Source organism: Streptomyces lacaronensis, assembly GCF_047337785.1.
GTDB classification, from domain to species: Bacteria; Actinomycetota; Actinomycetes; order Streptomycetales; family Streptomycetaceae; genus Streptomyces; species Streptomyces lycopersici.
On the sequence record NZ_JBLHDK010000003.1, the window covers coordinates 4,100,463 to 4,118,939 of the forward strand.

Genomic DNA, 18,477 nt, shown 5'->3' on the forward strand with positions numbered 1-18,477 from the left:
GGCGCCGGGTGCGGCCCGGCAGTCCGTTGCGGTCCGCTCAGTCCCCGTACGCGTACGAGGCCAGCAGCCCGGCGGCGAGCACCGGGTCCACGACCGGGACGCCCAGCCGCCGCTCCAGCAGGGGCCGGATGCCGATGGTGTTGAGGCCCGTACAGGCGAGGAGCAGCGTGTCCGCGCCCGAGGCGACGAGCCCGGCCGCGGCCTCCAGCAGCACCGCCTCGGGCCCCGCCGGGGCGAGCAGGTCGGTGGTGCGGTGCACGCCGTGGGGGCGGGCGGAGGCGGTGAACCGGTCACCGAGCAGGGCGCGTACGGCGGGCGGTGCCTCGTCCCGGATGCCCAGCACCCCGACCCGGCGGCCGAGGCCCAGGGCGACGGCGGCGGCGGCCGACCCCGCGCCGATGACGGGGACGCCGACGGCCAGGCGCGTCTCCTGGAGCGCCGGATCGGCGGCACAGCTGATGATCAGCGTCTGCGCCCCGGCCTCGGCCAACTCCCGGGCGAGGGCCACGATCTTGGGTTCGGCGCGGGACTCGGACTCGTCGTCGTGGATGCCGTACGGCTGGTCGGGGATGCACCGCGAGACGGTCGGCAGACCGTAGCGCCCCTCGATGGCCGTGCCATGGGTGGCGACGGCGGCGGGATCCTCGCTGGTGAGGACCCGGATCACCCCGATGGGCCGGGCCGGGGCTTCGGACGGGGGCACGGACATGGTGGACCTCCGGCGGGTGAGGCACATCGGGGCGAATGAATGGTCGGGCGGGGGCGGAGGCGCCGCACGCCCGTCGCGCCGAGGGGGCGAGTGGGGAACGCGGCAGACGCCGCACGCCCGTCATGCCGAGGCCGCCACCACCTCCGCCGCCATCCGGACGGCGATGGCGCGGGCCAGCAGTACGGGGCGGTCGGCGGCCCGCAGGGCGGCGGTACGCATCCGCTCGGTGTAGCCGATGCAGTCCAGGACGAGCCAGGAGCTGCCGCGCTCGACCAGGCCGCGCGCGGCGGCGGCCACGTCGTCCAGGACGCGCTCGGCGGGGCCGTACGGATCGGCGACCGCGGCCTCCACCCGGCCGGGCAGCAGCTCCGCCCAGCGCCGGGAGACGTCCTCCGCCTGGTCCGGGTGCGGGCAGACGATGCCCACGGGGTCGGTGCCCACTGCCGCCGCCACGGCCTGCTGCACCAGCGGTTCCGCGAACAGCAGCGGCCGCCTGGCCCGTACCGCCGGGAAGCGGCCGGTGCACAGCAGCAGCGTCGCGGCGGCGCCGTCCCGCTCCGCGCGGGCGACCGCGTCCGTGATGCGCGGGACGATCGCGCCATGCCCGAGCAGCACCGAACGGCCGTCGCGCAGCCGGGAGACCAGCGGTGCCTCGCCCTGTTCGGGGGCCAGCAGCCGGCGGGTCGCGGCCTCGGCGTCGCCGTCGAACCGGTCGGCGTCGAGCGCGCCGTGCTCGACCAGGCGCACCCCGGGCAGCAGCGGTTCGGCGTCCGGGCGGAGGTCGGCGCGCGGGGCCTGGCCGATGGTGACGAGGCCGAGGGCCGGGCCGCCCGCCGGGTCTTCGCGGTCCACGGTCTCCGTGGTGTCCACAGCCTCGGTGGTGTCCACAGCGTGCATGTCCTTCCTCACAGGGCCGTTCACAGAACTGTTCAAGGGCTCGGGCCCGCCACAGGCTCGTTCACAGCGCCTTGGTGAGCTGGCCGACGTCGTTGAGGGAGCTTCCGGCGACGAGTCCCGCGCCGACCAGCGACAGATCGTTCTCGGCCTGCTCGTCGGACTCCTTGCGCGCCCTCGCGTCGGCGATCCCGCGCCGCCGCCACACGGTGTAGAGCTGACGGACCACCAGGGCGCCGAGGACCATCCATCCGGCCTGGGGCGTGGCCACCAGAAGGCCGGTGGCCAGCAGGACGCCCATCTGCCGGGACGGTCCGCCGATGAGCTGGACCAGCGCGCCGGGGATCGCCCACAGCAGCATGGTGGTCATGGTGCCGGGCTCGAGGCCGGTCTTGATGGTGGTGACGTAGACCTCGGCGACCGGCGGCACCTTGCCGTCGGAGAAGAAGGCCTTCCAGGCGACGGCGACGACGACCAGCGCCACACCGAAGCCGACGAGCTGGGCGAGGTACTGCTGACGCCGCCCCTCGATCTCGAAGGGCCGCCAGGGCGCGGCGTCCCGGCGCAGCAGCCAGCCCGCCTTGAAGTCGTAGCCGAGGTCGGCGAAGGCGGGGCCGGTGGAGGCCGTGTAGCCGACCAGCAGGGCGAGCGGGACGGTCGGTATGTGCAGCACCAGGCCGATGATCAGGAAGATCAGGGTGACGGCGAAGGCCGGGAACCAGCCGGAGTGCATCGCCGCCAGCCCCACGATCAGCTGGTGGACGATGGCGGCGACACCGGCCAGCAGCACCCAGCCGACCAGGGCGGGCAGGGAGAGTCCGCCGACCACGCCGCCCGCGATCGCGATCACGACCGCGCCGCAGACGAAGAGGCCCATGCCCTCCAGCAGTCCCCGCCGCAGCTGGGGGGCCTGGACCGTACGGCCGCCGTCGACGCCTTCGGCCTCCGGGCCGGCGTCGGCGCCCTCCGCCCGATCAGCCCCATCGCCCCCGCCCTTCCGCGTCCGCATCAGCAGCAGCGCCTGGGTCAGGGCGACCAGCCCCGCGCCGATCATCAGCCCGTGCGGAACATGGTTCCCGCCCAGGTCGTAGCCGAAGTCGGGGGCGTACTGCCCCACGGTCAGCCCGACGCCGAACATGGCGAGCGCCCAGATGTTGCCCAGGAAGCCCACACCCGCGGCGCTGGTCGGCAGCTTGAACAGCGCGCCGACGAAGCCGACCACGGCGCCCACGCCCAGGATCGCGGCCTTGCGCCCACCGGTGTCCCCGGCCTTGATCGTCTCGGCCGCCGCGATACCGGCCGGCCAGGAGCCGGTGGCGGGCAGCAGCTTGGAGTCGAACACCCGGTACAGCACCCAGCTGTCGACGGCCAGGCCGATGACGGCCCCGCCGAGCATGGGCCACACCAGGTCGTTACGCCCGAGGGCGAACGGCACCGCGATGGGGGTGAGCAGGGAGTTGGCCGCGGCGAAGGTGGAGCCGGAGATCGCCGACTGCACCAGGTTCTGCCGGTGCTTGGAGCGCATCCGGGTCAGCGCGCCCACCGGGATGCGGCCGACGAGCATCGCCACCAGGGCTCCGATCACCGCCGTATTGGGCGACACCCCGAGCGTGGTGATCAGCACGATGCCGATCAGGGCGCCGAGGACCGACAGCACGATGGTCAGGACGAGGGTGACCGGTTCGAAGGCTCTGGGGTGCGGCCGCGGCGGGGCGTCCGCGGCCGCGGCGGTGGCCTGAGGGTTCGGGTTCATGGGGACTCCTGCGGGGTCCGGGTGGGGACGGGTCGGTCACCCCGCTGGGGTGAGGGCCTGGAGGTGGGTCATGGGTCCGTACAGCTCGACCAGGCGCGCGAACTCCTCGGCGTCCAGGAAGCGGGCGACGCCGCGTCCGAACTCCTTGGCGGTCTCGACGGCGAACCGGGCCGCGACGGCGATGTCGGTCTCGTGGCTGGCGCCGGTGGCGCATCCGGCCACCGCCGTGCCCGCCGTGATCGCGAGGCCGACGACGGGGGCGGTGGTGGCCACGGCGGGCTGGAGGATGGAGTTGAGGTGGTGCACTCCGTTGCCGTACGGGGTGATGTCCTGGGTGGTGATCGGCAGGATCCGCGCCGACTCACCGGTCACGCTCTCCAGGACGGACACCAGATCCTCGCTGACCCGCAGGATCCAGCCCTGGCAGACCGTGGGCGACAGGGCGACGCCGCGGTGGTTGAGCAGCCGGTTGCCCTTGGTGGTGTCGATGGAGACGACCGCGTCCATCGCGGTCGAGATCTCCTCGCGGTTGCACACCAGGGTGTCCACCGGGGAGTCCATGAAGGGCACGGGGTCGTGCGGCTGGGTGGGGGCCCAGCCGGAGACGTGGGTGGAGAGCGTGACATCGCCGTCCAGGACGTCGCCCCGGGCGTGCATGTCCAGCAGCTTGGCCGCGGCGGACAGCGCCGCGACCGCCCCGTCGGCGTCCGAGACCAGCCCGATCCGCTCCGGACGGGCGCCGACTCCGCCGAGCCGGCCGAGGATGCCCAGGGTCGGGGCGGCGCCGCCGGCCAGTTTGCCGCGGCGGCCGGGGACGGTGACGGAGACGAAGTCCGTGCTGCCCTTGTCGCCCTCGACGGTGCGCACCTCGATCGCGGGCGCCGTCTGCGGGTCGGCTCCGGCCGCGGCCTGGACCGCGCGCAGATGGTCGGCGAGGAGGGCGCCGCTGGTCTGCGGACGGTCGAGGAGTTCGATGATGTCAAGGACGTGTTTGAGCACGGCTGGCCTCTCACGGCGGGTAATGCGGTGGTCGGGGTGATGCGATCGGTCGGGGGATGCGGTCGGTGACGTCGATGGCCCGACCGGACACGAGCGGGGAAGCGGTGCGCGGGGCGGGCACTGCCACCGGGCACCGGCCTGGCCAGGGTCCGCCCGGTGTCGCGCAGTGCGCAATGTTTTCTCTATATCCGAGAATGTTTACCCTTTCGTCATGGCTGAACAGACGCCCGTAACCGGCGCCCCACCCCTCCAGACCGCGGACCGCGTGCTGAATGTGCTGCTGTCCTTCGACCGGGAGCGCCCGGAGTGGGGCGTCACCGAGATCGCCGAGGAGTTCGGGCTGGACAAGTCGGTGGCCCAGCGGCTGCTGGCCGCGCTCGCCTACCGGGGCTTCCTGGTCTCCGACAAGCGCTCACGCCGCTACCGGCTGGGCCCGGCGGTGTGGCATCTGTCCTGGGTGTGGGAGCGGGGCGGCGGCATGGCCAGCCTGGCCCGGCCCACCCTGGAGGCGCTGGCCGGGGCGGTCGGGGTGAACGCGCTGTTCGCGGTCCCGGACGGGGTGCATATGCGCTGCGTCGCGGCGGTGGACGGGGCCACCGGCCCGCTGCGGTACTACGTGCTGGCGGGCGAGCTGTACCCGGCGCACGCCGGGGCCACCTCCCGCGCCTACTTCGGTATGCTCGCGCCCGGTGACCGGGCCGTGCTGCTGTACGGCCGCCCGATGGCGCGCTTCGGCGAACACACCCTGACCGATCCGGTGCGGCTCGAGGAGCGCTTCTCCGAGGTGCGGCGCGAGGGCTACGCCTACTCCGAGGGCGAGTACGATCCGGACACCGCGGCGCTCGCGGCGCCGGTTCTGGTGGGCAGACGTCCGGTGGGCACCCTGACCCTGGCCGCCACCCCCGAGGTGCTGCGCCCGCGCCGGGAGCAGCTGGTGGCACCGCTGCTGCAAGGCGCCGCCGATCTGGGCCGGGCGCTGACGCCCGCCCGGCCTCGGCGCGCCCCGCACCGCGAGCGGCGCTAAACGGCGCGGCGTCGGCGCCGAGCCGCCCGGCGTCCCGCCGTCTCCCTTGTGACCCGTCTCGTGACCCGTCTCGGAAAGGCCCCCTCATGCAGTTGCTGCTGCTGTCGAACTCCGCCGCGCCCGGCCGTGGCTATCTGGAACACGCGCGGGAGGAGATCGCCTCGGCGCTGGACGGCGCGCGCCGGCTCGTCTTCGTGCCGTACGCGCTGGCCGACCACGACGGCTACACCGCCCAGGTGGCCTCGGCCCTGGAGCCGCTGGGCGTGGAGGTCACCGGTGCGCACAGCGCCGACGACCCGGCCGGTCTTGTGCGCGGGGCGCAGGCGGTGTTCGTCGGCGGCGGCAACAGCTTCCGGCTGCTCAAGGCGTTGCACGAGCGCGATCTGGTCCGGGCGATTCGGGAGCGAGTGGCCTCGGGCGCGCTCTACATGGGCTCCAGCGCGGGCACCAACATGGCCTGCCCGACCCTGCGCACCACCAACGACATGCCCATCGTCCAGCCGCCCACCTTCGAGGCGCTGGGCCTGCTGCCGTTCCAGATCAACCCGCACTACCTCGACGCCAAGCCGGACACCGCCCACATGGGCGAGACCCGGGCCCAGCGGCTCGACCAGTTCCTCGAGGAGAACGACGTCCCCGTACTCGGCCTGCGCGAGGGCACCTGGCTGCGCCGGAACGCGGACCGGCTGACCCTGGGCGGCATCGACGCCGGGGCCATCCTCTTCCGCCGGGGCGAGGACCCGGACGAGCTGCGCCCCGGCGCCGATCTGAGCGCCCTGCTGCGCGAGGAGCCACGCTTCGACTCCGCCGCGCGCTGACGGCGCGGATCGGGTTCGCCGAATTCAGGGGGCATGGGGAATGGGACATGGGGGCGGGATATCGCGGGTGATGCCGGGAAACGCCACTGACATCGCCCCTTACCGAAATTGACCGTAAATCACCGTCATATGAACACGGCACACCTGTCAACGGACGCTTTCCGGACAAGTTTTTGTCGCGATCCTGACAGGTCGAGTCCATTGGTGGCACTCTTCCCTCGGCCGAGGCGCGGCGCTTCCCCCCAGCCCATAGCCGCGCCCGAAGCCACAGCCACGCCACAGCCGCCCCAGCCCTTCACACCTGCACCCGCTCTGCCCTGCCCTGCCCGGACGGCGACCCAGCCGCCCGGTCGTCCCGGCCGTGCCACCGCGCGGCCAGCGCAGAAGGAGTCAGCGTGAGATCACTCCCCCAACGGCACCTCAGACCCAGGAGCCGCAGATCCGGCCGCACCCCGGGCAACCGGGCCATCGCGACCGGTGTGCTGGTCGTCGCGGCGGCGATGATCGGCGTCGGCTTCCAGAGCGGCACCGCCGCCGCCCGCCCGGACGACTCCGCGAACGCCGCGAACGCCGCCGACCGCCCCGCCGCCCGCACGATCTCCGGCGCCCCCGACCGCGGCGCCCTCCCCTTGAAGCTGTCCCCCGCCCAGCGCGCCGAGCTGATCCGCGAGGCCGATGCCGCCAAGGGCGGGGCCGCCAAGGACCTCAAGCTCGGGGCCAAGGAGAAGCTGGTCGTCAAGGACGTCATCAAGGACGCCGACGGCACGACGCACACCCGCTACGAGCGCACCTACGCCGGACTCCCCGTCCTCGGCGGCGACTTGGTCGTCGACCGGGCGAAGAGCGGCGCGCCGCTGACCGTCGCCAAGGCCACCAAGGCCCGGCTGACCGTCCCGACCACCAGCGCCGCCGTCGCGCCCGCCACCGCCGAGAAGGCCGCCGTGAAGGCGGCGAACGCGCAGGGCTCGCGGAAGACCTCGGCCGACCGAGCGCCCCGCAAGGTGATCTGGGCCGCGAAGGGCACCCCGACCCTCGCCTACGAGACGGTCGTCGGCGGCCTCCAGGAGGACGGCACCCCGAACGAGCTGCACGTCATCACCGACGCGGCCACCGGCAAGAAGCTGTTCGAGTTCCAGGGCGTCAAGACGGGCACCGGGAACAGCCAGTACAGCGGCCAGGTGGCCCTCGGCACCTCGGGCAGCGCGGGCTCGTACAACCTCACCGACTCCGGGCGCGGCAACCACAAGACGTACAACCTCAACCGCTCCACCTCGGGCACCGGCACGCTCTTCACCGACGCCGACGACGTCTGGGGCAACGGCACCACCTCCGACGCCGCGACCGCCGGGGTGGACGCGCACTACGGCGCCGCCGAGACCTGGGACTACTACAAGGACGTCCACGGCCGCACCGGTATCCGGGGCGACGGCGTCGGCGCGTACTCCCGGGTCCACTACAGCAGCGGTTACGTCAACGCCTTCTGGCAGGACGCCTGCTTCTGCATGACCTACGGCGACGGTTCGGGCAACGCCAAGCCGCTGACCTCCATCGATGTCGCCGCGCACGAGATGAGCCACGGTGTCACCGCGGCCACCGCCAACCTCACCTACAGCGGTGAGTCCGGCGGGCTCAACGAGGGCACCTCCGACATCTTCGCCGCCGCCGTCGAGTTCTACGCCAACAACGCGAGCGACCCCGGCGACTACCTCATCGGCGAGAAGATCGACATCAACGGCAATGGCACCCCGCTGCGCTACATGGACAAGCCCAGCAAGGACGGGGCCTCCAAGGACAGCTGGTACTCCGGTGTCGGCAACGTGGACGTCCACTACTCGTCCGGCATCGCCAACCACTTCTTCTACCTGCTCTCCGAGGGCAGCGGCGCCAAGGTCATCAACGGCGTGAGCTACAACAGCCCGACGTACGACAACCTCCCGGTCACCGGCATCGGGCGGGACAACGCGGAGAAGATCTGGTTCAAGGCGCTGAGCCAGCGGATGACCTCCAACACCAACTACGCGGGCGCCCGCGACGCCACGCTGTGGGCGGCGGGCGAGCTGTTCGGCCAGGGCAGCGCGCAGTACAACGCGGTGGCGAACGCCTGGGCCGGGGTCAACGTCGGCACCCGGATCGCCGACGGCGTCACCGTCACCCCGCCCGGCGACCAGACCAGCATCGTCGACCAGGCCACCAGCCTACAGATCACCGCGACCAGCTCCAACCCGGGCGCGCTGGGCTACGCGGCCACCGGGCTCCCCGCGGGCCTGGCCATCGACTCCGCCAGCGGTCTGATCTCCGGCACCCCGACCGCGGAAGGGTCGAGCGCGGTGACCGTCACGGTGACCGACTCGGCCGGCAAGACCGGTACGGCGTCCTTCACCTGGACGGTCAACACCAGCGGCGGGAATGTCTTCGAGAACACCGCCGACATCGCCATCCCGGACGCGGGTGAGCCGATCACCTCGCCGATCTCGGTGAGCCGGGCCGGCAACGCGCCCAGCAACCTCCAGGTGGGCGTGGACATCGTGCACACCTACCGCGGCGACCTGGTGATCGACCTGGTGGCCCCGGACGGCACGGCCTACCGCCTGAAGAGCGCCAGCCTCTTCGACTCGGCGGACGATGTGCGGACCACGTACACCGTGGACGCGTCCTCCGAGACCGCGGTCGGCACCTGGAAGCTGAGGGTGCAGGACATGTACGCCCAGGACACCGGCTACATCAACAGCTGGAAGCTGACCTTCTGACGGAGCCGTGAGGCTCACTCAGGACAGGCGCCGCCAGGGGTCGACCCGACTCCCCCTGGCGGCGCCTCTTTGAGGTCCACGACCCTTACGGCCGGTTGTCCGGAATCCGAAGGTTGATCAGCATTCAACGAACATTTTCCCTTCGACCTGTTGTGAAACCCGTGACATGTCCCGGACTTGTGTGACAGTCTGCCCAACGCATTACGCATCAGTACCTCTTGTTCAGCACCGGGCCGCACTTCCCCGCAGCCCGGCGCTGACCCCCCACAGCAACGAGGAGATCGCGTGCGCAAGACCTTCAGCATGCCCATATCCGGTGCCGCGAAGCGGCGTTCCGCCATCGCGGCCGGTACCGCGGTCGCCGCGGCGGCCCTGCTCGCCTCCGGACTGAGCACCGGCACCGCGGGTGCCGCCCCGGCCAAGTCCGGTGCCCAGCCCACGGCGCTCACCGCCTCGGCCCGCGCCGAGCTGCTCCGCGAGGCCAACGCGACCAAGGCGGACACCGCCTCGTCGCTCGGCCTCGGCGCAAAGGAGAAGCTGGTCGTCAAGGACGTCATCAAGGACGCCGACGGCACCACCCACACCCGCTACGACCGCACCTACGACGGTCTGCCCGTCCTCGGTGGCGACCTGATCGTCCACCGCGCCAAGGGCGGCGACGTCCGAAGCGTCACCAAGGCCACCAAGGCCACCGTCAAGGTCGCCTCCACCACGGCCGGGATCGCCCCGAGCGCCGCGGCGAAGTCGGCCGTCAAGCTGGCCAAGGCCGACGACACCGCCAAGGCCGCGGCCGACCAGGCCCCGCGCAAGGTGATCTGGGCCGCCGACGGCAAGCCCGTGCTCGCCTACGAGACCGTCGTCGGCGGGGTGCAGAAGGACGGCACCCCGAACCAGCTGCACGTCATCACCGACGCCGCCACCGGCAAGAAGCTCTACGAGTACCAGGGCATCGAGACCGGCAAGGGCGAGAGCGAGTACAGCGGCTCGGTCGAGCTCGGCACCAGCAAGGAAGGCAGCGGTTACACCCTGACCGACGCCGACCGCGGCGGCCACAAGACCACCAACCTGGAGAACAAGGAGGACGGCGAGGGCAAGGCCTTCACCGACGACGACGACAACTGGGGCACCGGCAAGCCGGACGACCCCCAGACCGCCGCCGTCGACGCCCACTACGGCGCCGCCGCCACCTGGGACTACTACAAGAACGTGCACGGCCGCGACGGCATCGGGGGCGACGGCAAGGGCGCCTACTCCCGCGTGCACTACGGCGACAACTACGTCAACGCCTTCTGGGACGACAGCTGCTTCTGCATGACCTACGGCGACGGCCAGGGCAACAAGGCCCCGCTGACCGCGCTCGACGTCGCGGGCCACGAGATGAGCCACGGCGTCACCTCCAAGACCGCGGGCCTGGAGTACAGCGGCGAGTCGGGCGGCCTCAACGAGGCCACCTCCGACATCTTCGGCACCTCGGTGGAGTTCAACGTCAAGAACACCACCGACGTCGGCGACTACCTCATCGGCGAGGCCATCGACATCAACGGCGACGGCACCCCGCTGCGCTACATGGACAAGCCCAGCAAGGACGGCCAGTCCGCGGACAACTGGTCCGACGGCGTGGGCGACCAGGACGTGCACTACTCCTCCGGTGTCGCCAACCACTTCTTCTACCTGCTGTCCGAGGGCAGCGGCGCGAAGGAGATCAACGGTGTGAAGTACGACAGCCCCACCTCCGACGGCTCCAAGGTCGAGGGCATCGGGCGGGACAAGGCCGAGAAGATCTGGTACAAGGCCCTGACCACGTACATGACCTCCAACACCGACTACCACGCCGCCCGTGAGGCCACGCAGAAGGCCGCCACGGACCTGTACGGCGCCGACAGCGCCGAGGCCAAGGGCGTGGACGCCGCCTGGGCCGGGGTCAACGTCAAGTAAAACCACCTGAGTTACCGCACGACACTCCGCCGGTGCCCGGGGCCTGAGGCCCCGGGCACCGGTATGTTTTATCCACGGCAAAGCGACATCTTTGTCGCGTTGGGCGGAAACTTCGCCCAACTCCCCATGACAACTGGAGATACGCGTGGATTCACGTTCGACGTCGGCCATATCCGGCATATCCCGTCTCAGACGCTCGCGTACCGCCCTCGCCGCCGGAGCGGCGACCCTGGCCGCCTCCCTGCTCGCCGCCGGCGCCACCGCCGGATCCGCGAACGCGGCCACCTCCTCGGCCACCCGCTCGGATGCCGCCACCGTCTCGCTCTCCCCCTCGGTCCGCGCCGAGCTGCTGCGGGAAGCGGGCTCCACCGCCGTCTCCACCGCCAAGTCGCTGGGGCTCGGGGCCGAGGAGAAGCTGGTCGTCAGGGATGTCGTCAAGGACGCCGACGGCACCACCCACACCCGCTACGAGCGCACCTACGCCGGACTGCCGGTCCTCGGCGGCGATCTGATCGTCCATGAGTCCGCGAGCGGCGCCTCCCAGGGTGTCGACAAGGCGACCGACGCCGACATCAAGGTCACCGACACCAGCGCCGCCATCGCCCCCTCCGGCGCCGAGCGGTCCGCCCTCAGCGCGGCGCGGGCCGCGGGCGACAAGAAGACGGACGCCGACAACGCGCGCAAGGTGATCTGGGCCGCCACCGGCAAGCCCACCCTCGCGTACGAGACGGTCGTCAGCGGCGTGCGGAAGGACGGTACGCCCAGCAAGCTGCACGTCATCACCGACGCCGACTCCGGCAGGAAGCTCTACGAGTTCCAGGCCGTCGAGAACGGCACCGGCACCGGTCAGCACAACGGCAAGGTCACCGTCGGCTCGGTCAAGAGCGGCAGCCAGTGGCTGCTCAAGGACACCGCGCGCGGCGGCCACCAGACGTACAACCTCAAGCACTCGTGGGACGACACCAAGAAGGGGTCGGCCTTCTACGACGCCAACGACGTCTGGGGCAACGGCAAGCCCACCATCGCCCAGACCGCCGCCGTCGACGCCCACTACGGCGCCGCGATGACCTGGGACTACTACAAGAAGGTCCTCGGCCGGAACGGCATCAAGGGCAACGGCAAGGCCGCGTACTCCCGCGTCCACTTCGGCGACGCGTACGAGAACGCCTTCTGGGACGACGACTGCTTCTGCATGACCTACGGCGACGGCGCGGGCAACAAGAAGCCCCTCACCTCGCTCGACGTCGCGGGCCACGAGATGAGCCACGGGCTCACCTCGGCCACCGCCAACCTGGAGTACAGCGGCGAGTCCGGCGGGCTCAACGAGGCCACCTCCGACATCTTCGGCACCGCCGTGGAGTGGTACGCCAAGAACGCCAAGGACCCCGGTGACTACCTCATGGGCGAGAAGATCGACATCAACGGCGACGGCACTCCGCTGCGCTACATGGACAAGCCCAGCAAGGACGGCCTGTCCTATGACTACTGGAAGAGCGGTGTGGGCAACGACGACCCGCACTTCACCTCCGGTATCGCCAACCACTTCTTCTATCTGCTGGCCGAGGGCAGCGGCCGCAAGGTCATCGGCGGGGTGACCTACAACAGCCCGACCAAGGACGGCCGCACCGTCAAGGGCATCGGCCGCGCCAAGGCCGAGAAGATCTGGTACAAGGCCCTGACCACGTACATGACCTCGACCACCAACTACGCCAAGGCCCGCACCGCGACCCTCAAGGCCGCGAAGGCGCTGTACGGCGCGAGCAGCGCCGAGTACAAGGCGGTCGACAACGCCTGGGGCGGCGTGAACGTGAAGTGAGCCCCGCCGGTCGGCCGGGCTTCCACACCCGCCCGGCCGACCGGTCGCGCTCCCCCATCGCTTCCCCTACCGTCCGCCGGCCGCCAGCTGGCACGCCCGCTGGTTCTCCGCGGCGGCGCAGGGCAGATGGCCATGTTTCTCGATGAGGTTCCGCCCGGTGTCCCCGGCCAGATAGTCGAGGAACTTCGAGGTCAGGGAGTTCGGGGGCGGCGCGGTGTAGGTGTACGCGTACTCCGGCTCCCAGAAGGGGTAGATCCGCTCCCGCACCGCGTCAATGGAAGGCTTGCGGTGATCGAGGGCCACCAGATGGAGACCCCCCTTCCTGGCGCTCTCCTCGGCGGAATGCAGTTCGGCGTACCCGATCGCACCGGGGGTGTTCGCCACTGTCTTCAACACCTCGCCGGTGCTGTCGAGTTCACAACGGACGACGGCGTCCCCGGTGAATTTCGGGGTCCGGCAGTTGTCGGATGTCCGCGAGATCTCATTACGCCTCAGCACCCGGTTCTCGAACACCCCGCGGGTCCCCGATTTCGCGTCCCGGCTCACCAGCCGCACCGGCAGATCGGGCCCGCCGGGCAGCTGGTTCCAGTTGGTGATCCGGCCCGAATAGAGCCTGCGGAGATCGTCGAGCGAGAGATCGGACATCATCCGTACGTCCTTGTTCACCACCACGCTGAAGACGGACAACGCCACCAGATGCTCCTTGAGCTTGGGGTCCCCATCCCCCTCCGGGCCGTCGGAAAAGGCGAGATACGACGGGAATCGGCCCTTCGCCGCCTCCCCGACGTCGATCAGCGTCTTCGTACCGCGCCCACTGCCCTGCGCCTCGACGGTGACATGGGCATTCCGGCAGTCCCCCTGATACGCCTCGCCCGCGTCCTGCGCCACCGGCTTGAACGCGGTCGAGCCGACGATGGTCAGATTTCCCTCGGCGCAGCCGCGCGGCAGCGGATCGTCCCGCCACAGCTGCATACCGAACGACTGGAGCATCAGCATGGCCAGCAGACTGCCGATCAGCCCGAGCATGCGATTGCTGGGCCGCCGGAACTTCTCATTGTTGCGGATCCTGCCCTCTTTGATCCGCCCGCCCACATGCGGCGGCTTATCGGTCCCGGCACCCGTCAGCAGCACCAGCAGCTTGAAGTGATCCCCCTTGTTCAGCGGCACCCGGGGCAGCGAGATCTCATTGCCCGCACAGACCAGCCCGGGATTCTCCGGAGTCCCGCGCTGCGGCAGATGCCGCAGCAGATCCGGATGGCTGGGCTCGGTGACCGCCACATCCCGCACGGTGCGATTGGGAAAGGTCGCGGTGAGCCCGCGATGATTCGTCGCCGGCGCCGTGATGTAGTCGTCGGCGTCGATGCTCCGAAACCCGTCATTCTCGATCCGCAACAGGACGAGCGAGGCCCCAGCCAGATCCGGGGTATTCTCCAACATCCGCAGCCGCTGATGAATCGGCCCGTCCTGGGTGCTGTCGTCTATCAACGTATCCATCTGCACGCGATAACCGATACGCTTCCGCCCGGGAATCAGCCGCTCATACGAGAGCCCCCCGACCGTCACCACGACGCCGAACAGCGCCAGCAGATTCTCGGGCGCCATCAACTGCTCCAGCCACTTCATGGTTGCCCCCCGTGCATGCAATGGCTTCAGGGGGGCGAATGTACGCTCCAAGAACGCACATGTGGCCGACGTGGCCCACCTCTCATCCAATGTTCGTCCCGCGTTCAACCACCACGGGCGCGGAGGCGCGAGCACCACGGCGGCGCCGCGCGGCAACCTGTCTGCCGCACGGCGCCGCCGCCTCATGCAGAGTCAGTCAGGCAAGGGCAGGCGGATGACGGGATCGAAGGGACGCTTCTGGAAACCGGTCCGCAGATTGCGACAGTCGGGCGCCTTGCACATGAAGAACTCCTCGACCGTCTTCCGCCCCGTGCGGTTCTTGAGCCACGCCTTCTCGTTGGCGGTGAGACGACGGTGCGTCTCGTCAGTTCCACAGGTGTAGCAGTACATCTTCTGGTCGCGCACGACACCTCCTGAAACGGGCGGACAGCCAACCCGCGAGCCTACGAGGCGCATTGAGCAACGGACAGTACACAACCGGACAACTCGACCCCTCCCCGGCGGACGCCTCACACCCCGGCGATGCGCACGGTCCGGGGAGGGTTCCCGAGGCAGGGGCGAAACCATCCCGGCTGGTGGCCGGGCGTCCTGGCCCCCATGGCCCACGGCGGAAGCGGGATGACGTGCGCGATGAGAGCACTTGTCGCCAGCGACCACGCCGACGCCGCGCCCCAGGCGGGTGAGCGGCGTGGGCGTGGTCGCGCTGGGCGGCGCGGTCGCCCTGGGCGGTTGCTCATCGTCGCCTCCCGGGCTGGTCGAGAGTGCCGACAAGAAGTGCGACACCATCACCGGCCGGTTCACAGGGGACCTGGCCTACGGCCAGGGAATCGGCCCGGACGACCTGACGAAGATCCGCAAGCGGAATGCTCCGATCAGAGACCTGCGGAAGGACATAAAAGAGCTGCCCAAACTCGATTCCACGTCCGACCGAGCCGCGTTGAACACCTGGACCTGCTGCTTGCCCTGACCGCCAACATAGTCAAGGACAGTGCGGAGGAGGCCGGGGCGGCAGCCGGGAAGGCCGGTTTGCACAGCTGTGAACGCGTCAAGCGGTGGGAGTATCTGCTACCGGATTGATCCTTCGGCAGCGCCAACGGGGCAGGGAATCTCCGGGCGCAGACGGTGCGGACTGCACGCGATAAGGCACACGGACAGGAATCTCTGTCCCGTGAGATACCAGCCGCCGACCACGTCCTCGCCGGTCGCCACCCGTTCGGCCATACGACGGATCGTGTCGGCGAGCCGGGTGGCGTCCCGGTCGCGCTCCGACGCGAATGCCGCTGCGGAAGCCCGCACTTGCCGACCGAACCATTCGGCCGCCTGTTCTGCGTCGCTCCAGGTCCCCTGGACGAAGGGGGCCGGTTTGAGCAGCCAGTGAGCACATTCCAGGGGGACGACCTTGCTGGATCTGAACTCCGGGTGCAGGGAGCGCCGGGGACCGTCCTTGAGTAATTCGTGGGCGGAGCCGAGCCAGGTGTAGCCGTGATGGTGCATGTACTCGCTCTCTCGGTGAGAGCGACCCCCACGAGACGTGAGGGCCGCCCGCCTACATCACGCGGCTACTGCCGACCGCAGCCGTCGCCGTCCCCACATCCGCCTTGCTGGCCGCCCTCGGTCGGCCCGTCGTCCTCCGGGTCCTGTCGGACGACGGCCTTGAATCCGCGTAAGCGCATCGAGATGATTCCCTTCGGTGCTGTCGACGCGGGGGCTCTCCTCGCGCCGTCGTGCACATGCACCCGTTCCGCGCTGGGCTCGACCTGCCAGGGCTCCGGTCCAGCCGGGACGAGGGTCTTAAGAGACGGCTCACCGAGTGGTGACCTTCTTGGTCTGCTCCTCCAGAGCGGCGCGCATGAGGATTTCCGCGAGCCGATTCGCACTGTCGAGCGGGATACGTCCCAGGGCGACCATCGGATGTCCCGAGACCGTCACCTCGCCTCGCAGAACCGGCCAGGACAGGACCTCGTCCTTTTCGCCGTGAGGCATGGCTACGTCCGGAGTGAAGCCGAGACGGCCCAGCGCCTTGCGGAGCAGTTCAGCGACCGCTCTCGCGTCTTCTCCGGCCGCTCGGTGACGCTCGGAACGCATGGCGTCGATGGTCTCTTCGGTGATTCTCATGGCTGCCAACTTCTCCGCACGAGTGGGTGACGGAGACGCTACGGAGCGCACTCATGGCTGCTCAACGCGATTGCTCGAAGTTGCTCGACCATCTCGTGCGAGCCGGAGATTGGCTTCCTCTCAAGGGAGCGCGCAGCAACCCGCACGGGTGAATGACCGCCGCAATCCCGCGCAATCGCCTCTTCCCTTCGACGTTATCCACGACATTCTGATGACCTGATCGACCACCCAAGGGAGGGGAAACGCTATGGCGTTGAGGTTCCTCGGCACGACGTCCGAGCACGGCAACTGCCCAACGCTCTACGAAATCGAAGAAACCGGCGATCTTATCGTCCAGGGAGATCCGCTCACCGACCCCAAGCACCTTGCCCAACTCCGAGACGTCAAGGCGTCAGAGGCATTTGTCGTCGTCCCACGCGAGTTGCTGACTCGTTACGCACCCAAGGAGTAGAAAACGTGCCCGACCTCGTTCCCTTCGAAGATGTCTCCCACTTCTTCGAGGACTTCAAGCACACTGCCTGGCGGCTGGAGACACAGCGGGGTTACGCCTCCGACCTCACCAGCCCCAACTGGCCGCGCTTCCAACGCGGGGAAACCTTCGGCTACAACCCGGACAGCCCGTGGCACGTCAACGTTCGCGAACAGACGACGCAGGGCAAGCGCTTCGAACGAGTGCGACTGGTGGACCAGCCTCCCACAGAGGGGCAACGGTTCCTGCTCGCGTCCGGGCTCGGCAACGTCGAGGCCGGAGAGGACATCCGGAACCTCTACCGTTCGGACGCGGAGCGTATCGGCCTGCCGGACTATGACTTCTGGCTGTTCGATTCCCGCTCCGTTGTCAAGTTCGTCATTGACAACGGCGGGACAACCCTGGGCGTACGCGTCCTGGAGGACGCCGAATCAGTGGTCCGCGCGTGTCAGGTCCGTGACGCCGCATGGCACCACGCCGTGCCCACGAAGGAGTTTGAGGCACAGGTACCGTCGTCCGTGTGAGCACTGACTTTCAGGCCGGCCGTATCGCCCTCGGTGCGCGGCTACGTGAGCTGCGCACCGAGGCCGACCTCAACGGCAAGGAGCTGGCGGCCCGACTCGGCTGGCAACCCTCGAAGGTCTCAAGGCTGGAGAACGGCAGACAGACCGCTACCGTCATGGACCTCGAAGCATGGGCCGATGCGGTTGGGGCCCGGTCTCAAGCCGAGGATCTGAAGGCACGCCTCCGCGGCCTCGAATCACAGCAGCGATCGTGGCGGCGCCAGCTCGCCTCTGGCCATCGCGGCGTACAAGAGAAATACGTCGTCGAGTACCGCCGGACGTCGACCGTTCAGGGCTATGAGGCCACCGTCATCCCGGGCTTGTTCCAGATTCCGGAGTACGCACGATGCCTGTTGCTACAGAACGCCGAGCTGATGCGGACGCCTCGGGACACCGAGGAGGCGGTACGTGCGCGGGTCAAACGCCAGGAGGTTCTCTACGAGCCGGGCAAGCACTTTGACATCCTCATCTGGGAGGGCGTACTGCACGCCCTGATCTGCCCCCATGACGTGATGGCGGCACAGCTTGACCGGCTCGTCGGCCTCATCGGGATGAGCAGCGTCTCGTTCGGCGTCATCCCTCTCGGCGCACCCCTCAAGCTCACGCCCAAGCACGGTTTCTGGATCTTCGACGACGAGCGCGTGATCGTCGAGACGATCAACACTGAGCTGCGTCTTGAATCGGCAGACGATGTCGCGCTCTACAAGCGCGTCTGGGAACGGCTGAGTGAGACCGCCGCTTACGGAGCCCAAGCGCACCGTCTCATCGCACGCGCAAGGGCCTGTCTGAGTCGCTCGTAGATCATCGCCTGGGCTCGCCAATGTGGTCGAACTGGCCCGCCTTGACGGCGCGTATGAAGATTCTCAGGCGCGTCCGGGTGGTCGTGAGTATGACCCCTGGCCGATCGCTCTCACGGAGCATTATCGCCTCGCGCTCCCCTGCTGCGATGTACAGGCAGTTGGACCCCTCCACGCTGTAGGAGGATTTCTGCCAACGGCATTCAGACACGTAG

18 protein-coding genes are annotated in these 18,477 nt (G+C 69.5%); 9 read left to right on the forward strand and 9 right to left on the reverse strand.

Annotated features, from left to right (window positions below; all coding sequences use genetic code 11):
* Window positions 1-37 precede the first annotated feature (37 nt).
* From ACMTAK_RS17255 to ACMTAK_RS17270, 4 genes are all read right to left on the reverse strand, one after another.
* Window positions 38-709: an aspartate/glutamate racemase family protein gene (locus tag ACMTAK_RS17255; protein ID WP_413807051.1), complete on the reverse strand. Its 672-nt coding sequence runs from the start codon at window positions 707-709 to the stop codon at window positions 38-40.
* Between the two features lie 120 nt (window positions 710-829).
* Window positions 830-1,606 (reverse strand): AroM family protein, encoded by a 777-nt coding sequence (locus ACMTAK_RS17260; protein ID WP_413807052.1) that lies wholly within the window; start codon window positions 1,604-1,606, stop codon window positions 830-832.
* Between the two features lie 61 nt (window positions 1,607-1,667).
* Complete coding sequence (locus tag ACMTAK_RS17265; protein WP_413807053.1) at window positions 1,668-3,356, reverse strand: OPT family oligopeptide transporter; 1,689 nt, start codon at window positions 3,354-3,356, stop codon at window positions 1,668-1,670.
* Window positions 3,357-3,392: 36 nt separating this feature from the next.
* A complete protein-coding gene (locus ACMTAK_RS17270; protein WP_413807054.1) occupies window positions 3,393-4,355 on the reverse strand; it encodes a DUF1177 domain-containing protein in 963 nt (320 codons plus the stop codon).
* Window positions 4,356-4,566: 211 nt separating this feature from the next.
* Between ACMTAK_RS17270 and ACMTAK_RS17275 the strand changes: the two genes are divergently transcribed.
* The 5 genes from ACMTAK_RS17275 (at window position 4,567) to ACMTAK_RS17295 (ending at window position 12,695) form a co-directional block, all read left to right on the forward strand.
* Window positions 4,567-5,379 (forward strand): IclR family transcriptional regulator, encoded by an 813-nt coding sequence (locus ACMTAK_RS17275; protein ID WP_262701657.1) that lies wholly within the window; start codon window positions 4,567-4,569, stop codon window positions 5,377-5,379.
* Between the two features lie 86 nt (window positions 5,380-5,465).
* Window positions 5,466-6,197 (forward strand): dipeptidase PepE, encoded by a 732-nt coding sequence (gene pepE, locus ACMTAK_RS17280; RefSeq protein ID WP_413807055.1) that lies wholly within the window; start codon window positions 5,466-5,468, stop codon window positions 6,195-6,197.
* 500 nt (window positions 6,198-6,697) lie between these two features.
* Window positions 6,698-8,944, forward strand: coding sequence for a M4 family metallopeptidase (locus ACMTAK_RS17285; RefSeq protein WP_413812919.1), 2,247 nt, complete (start codon window positions 6,698-6,700; stop codon window positions 8,942-8,944).
* Window positions 8,945-9,247: 303 nt separating this feature from the next.
* Entirely contained in the window at window positions 9,248-10,879 is a 1,632-nt protein-coding gene (locus tag ACMTAK_RS17290; RefSeq protein WP_413812920.1) for a M4 family metallopeptidase, read from the forward strand.
* Between the two features lie 145 nt (window positions 10,880-11,024).
* Window positions 11,025-12,695 carry a M4 family metallopeptidase gene (locus ACMTAK_RS17295; RefSeq protein WP_413807056.1) on the forward strand — a complete coding sequence of 557 codons (1,671 nt, stop codon included), beginning with the start codon at window positions 11,025-11,027 and terminating at the stop codon, window positions 12,693-12,695.
* A gap of 66 nt (window positions 12,696-12,761) precedes the next feature.
* Here ACMTAK_RS17295 and ACMTAK_RS17300 read toward each other — a convergent pair whose 3' ends face one another.
* Window positions 12,762-14,474 (reverse strand): phosphate ABC transporter substrate-binding protein, encoded by a 1,713-nt coding sequence (locus ACMTAK_RS17300; RefSeq protein WP_413807057.1) that lies wholly within the window; start codon window positions 14,472-14,474, stop codon window positions 12,762-12,764.
* 36 nt (window positions 14,475-14,510) lie between these two features.
* Window positions 14,511-14,708: a hypothetical protein gene (locus ACMTAK_RS17305; RefSeq protein WP_413812921.1), complete on the reverse strand. Its 198-nt coding sequence runs from the start codon at window positions 14,706-14,708 to the stop codon at window positions 14,511-14,513.
* A 298-nt stretch (window positions 14,709-15,006) separates the two neighbouring features.
* Here ACMTAK_RS17305 and ACMTAK_RS17310 point away from each other — a divergent pair, with 298 nt between their 5' ends.
* Entirely contained in the window at window positions 15,007-15,285 is a 279-nt protein-coding gene (locus tag ACMTAK_RS17310; RefSeq protein ID WP_413807058.1) for a hypothetical protein, read from the forward strand.
* A 98-nt stretch (window positions 15,286-15,383) separates the two neighbouring features.
* Here the strand turns inward: ACMTAK_RS17310 and ACMTAK_RS17315 are convergent, their stop codons facing one another.
* Window positions 15,384-15,812, reverse strand: a complete 429-nt coding sequence (locus ACMTAK_RS17315) for a hypothetical protein (protein WP_413807059.1) — start codon at window positions 15,810-15,812, stop codon at window positions 15,384-15,386.
* A 309-nt stretch (window positions 15,813-16,121) separates the two neighbouring features.
* A complete protein-coding gene (locus tag ACMTAK_RS17320; RefSeq protein WP_413807060.1) occupies window positions 16,122-16,433 on the reverse strand; it encodes a hypothetical protein in 312 nt (103 codons plus the stop codon).
* Between the two features lie 247 nt (window positions 16,434-16,680).
* Between ACMTAK_RS17320 and ACMTAK_RS17325 the strand changes: the two genes are divergently transcribed.
* Genes ACMTAK_RS17325 through ACMTAK_RS17335 form a run of 3 tightly spaced genes read left to right on the forward strand, consistent with a single transcriptional unit; the run spans window position 16,681 to window position 18,265 of the window.
* Window positions 16,681-16,884: a hypothetical protein gene (locus ACMTAK_RS17325; RefSeq protein WP_413807061.1), complete on the forward strand. Its 204-nt coding sequence runs from the start codon at window positions 16,681-16,683 to the stop codon at window positions 16,882-16,884.
* Between the two features lie 5 nt (window positions 16,885-16,889).
* Window positions 16,890-17,426, forward strand: a complete 537-nt coding sequence (locus tag ACMTAK_RS17330) for a DUF6879 family protein (RefSeq protein WP_413807062.1) — start codon at window positions 16,890-16,892, stop codon at window positions 17,424-17,426.
* Window positions 17,423-18,265 carry a helix-turn-helix domain-containing protein gene (locus tag ACMTAK_RS17335; RefSeq protein WP_413807063.1) on the forward strand — a complete coding sequence of 281 codons (843 nt, stop codon included), beginning with the start codon at window positions 17,423-17,425 and terminating at the stop codon, window positions 18,263-18,265. Before ACMTAK_RS17330 ends, ACMTAK_RS17335 begins: the two co-directional genes overlap by 4 nt.
* A 1-nt stretch (window position 18,266) precedes the next feature.
* Here the strand turns inward: ACMTAK_RS17335 and ACMTAK_RS17340 are convergent, their stop codons facing one another.
* The gene (locus tag ACMTAK_RS17340) at window positions 18,267-18,473 is read right to left on the reverse strand and encodes a DUF397 domain-containing protein (RefSeq protein ID WP_413807064.1); all 207 of its coding nucleotides are present in this window, start codon (window positions 18,471-18,473) and stop codon (window positions 18,267-18,269) included.
* Between the last annotated feature and the right edge of the window lie 4 nt (window positions 18,474-18,477).

Excerpts from the sequence above, each read along its gene's own strand:
- ACMTAK_RS17255 (WP_413807051.1), bottom strand. The coding sequence starts at position 709 with ATGTCCGTGCCCCCGTCCGAAGCCCCGGCCCGGCCCATCGGGGTGATC.
- ACMTAK_RS17260 (WP_413807052.1), bottom strand. The coding sequence starts at position 1,606 with ATGCACGCTGTGGACACCACCGAGGCTGTGGACACCACGGAGACCGTG.
- ACMTAK_RS17265 (WP_413807053.1), bottom strand. The coding sequence starts at position 3,356 with ATGAACCCGAACCCTCAGGCCACCGCCGCGGCCGCGGACGCCCCGCCG.
- ACMTAK_RS17275 (WP_262701657.1), top strand. The coding sequence starts at position 4,567 with ATGGCTGAACAGACGCCCGTAACCGGCGCCCCACCCCTCCAGACCGCG.
- pepE (WP_413807055.1), top strand. The coding sequence starts at position 5,466 with ATGCAGTTGCTGCTGCTGTCGAACTCCGCCGCGCCCGGCCGTGGCTAT.
- ACMTAK_RS17285 (WP_413812919.1), top strand. The coding sequence starts at position 6,698 with ATGATCGGCGTCGGCTTCCAGAGCGGCACCGCCGCCGCCCGCCCGGAC.
- ACMTAK_RS17290 (WP_413812920.1), top strand. The coding sequence starts at position 9,248 with ATGCCCATATCCGGTGCCGCGAAGCGGCGTTCCGCCATCGCGGCCGGT.
- ACMTAK_RS17305 (WP_413812921.1), bottom strand. The coding sequence starts at position 14,708 with ATGTACTGCTACACCTGTGGAACTGACGAGACGCACCGTCGTCTCACC.
- ACMTAK_RS17315 (WP_413807059.1), bottom strand. The coding sequence starts at position 15,812 with ATGCACCATCACGGCTACACCTGGCTCGGCTCCGCCCACGAATTACTC.
- ACMTAK_RS17320 (WP_413807060.1), bottom strand. The coding sequence starts at position 16,433 with ATGAGAATCACCGAAGAGACCATCGACGCCATGCGTTCCGAGCGTCAC.
- ACMTAK_RS17325 (WP_413807061.1), top strand. The coding sequence starts at position 16,681 with ATGGCGTTGAGGTTCCTCGGCACGACGTCCGAGCACGGCAACTGCCCA.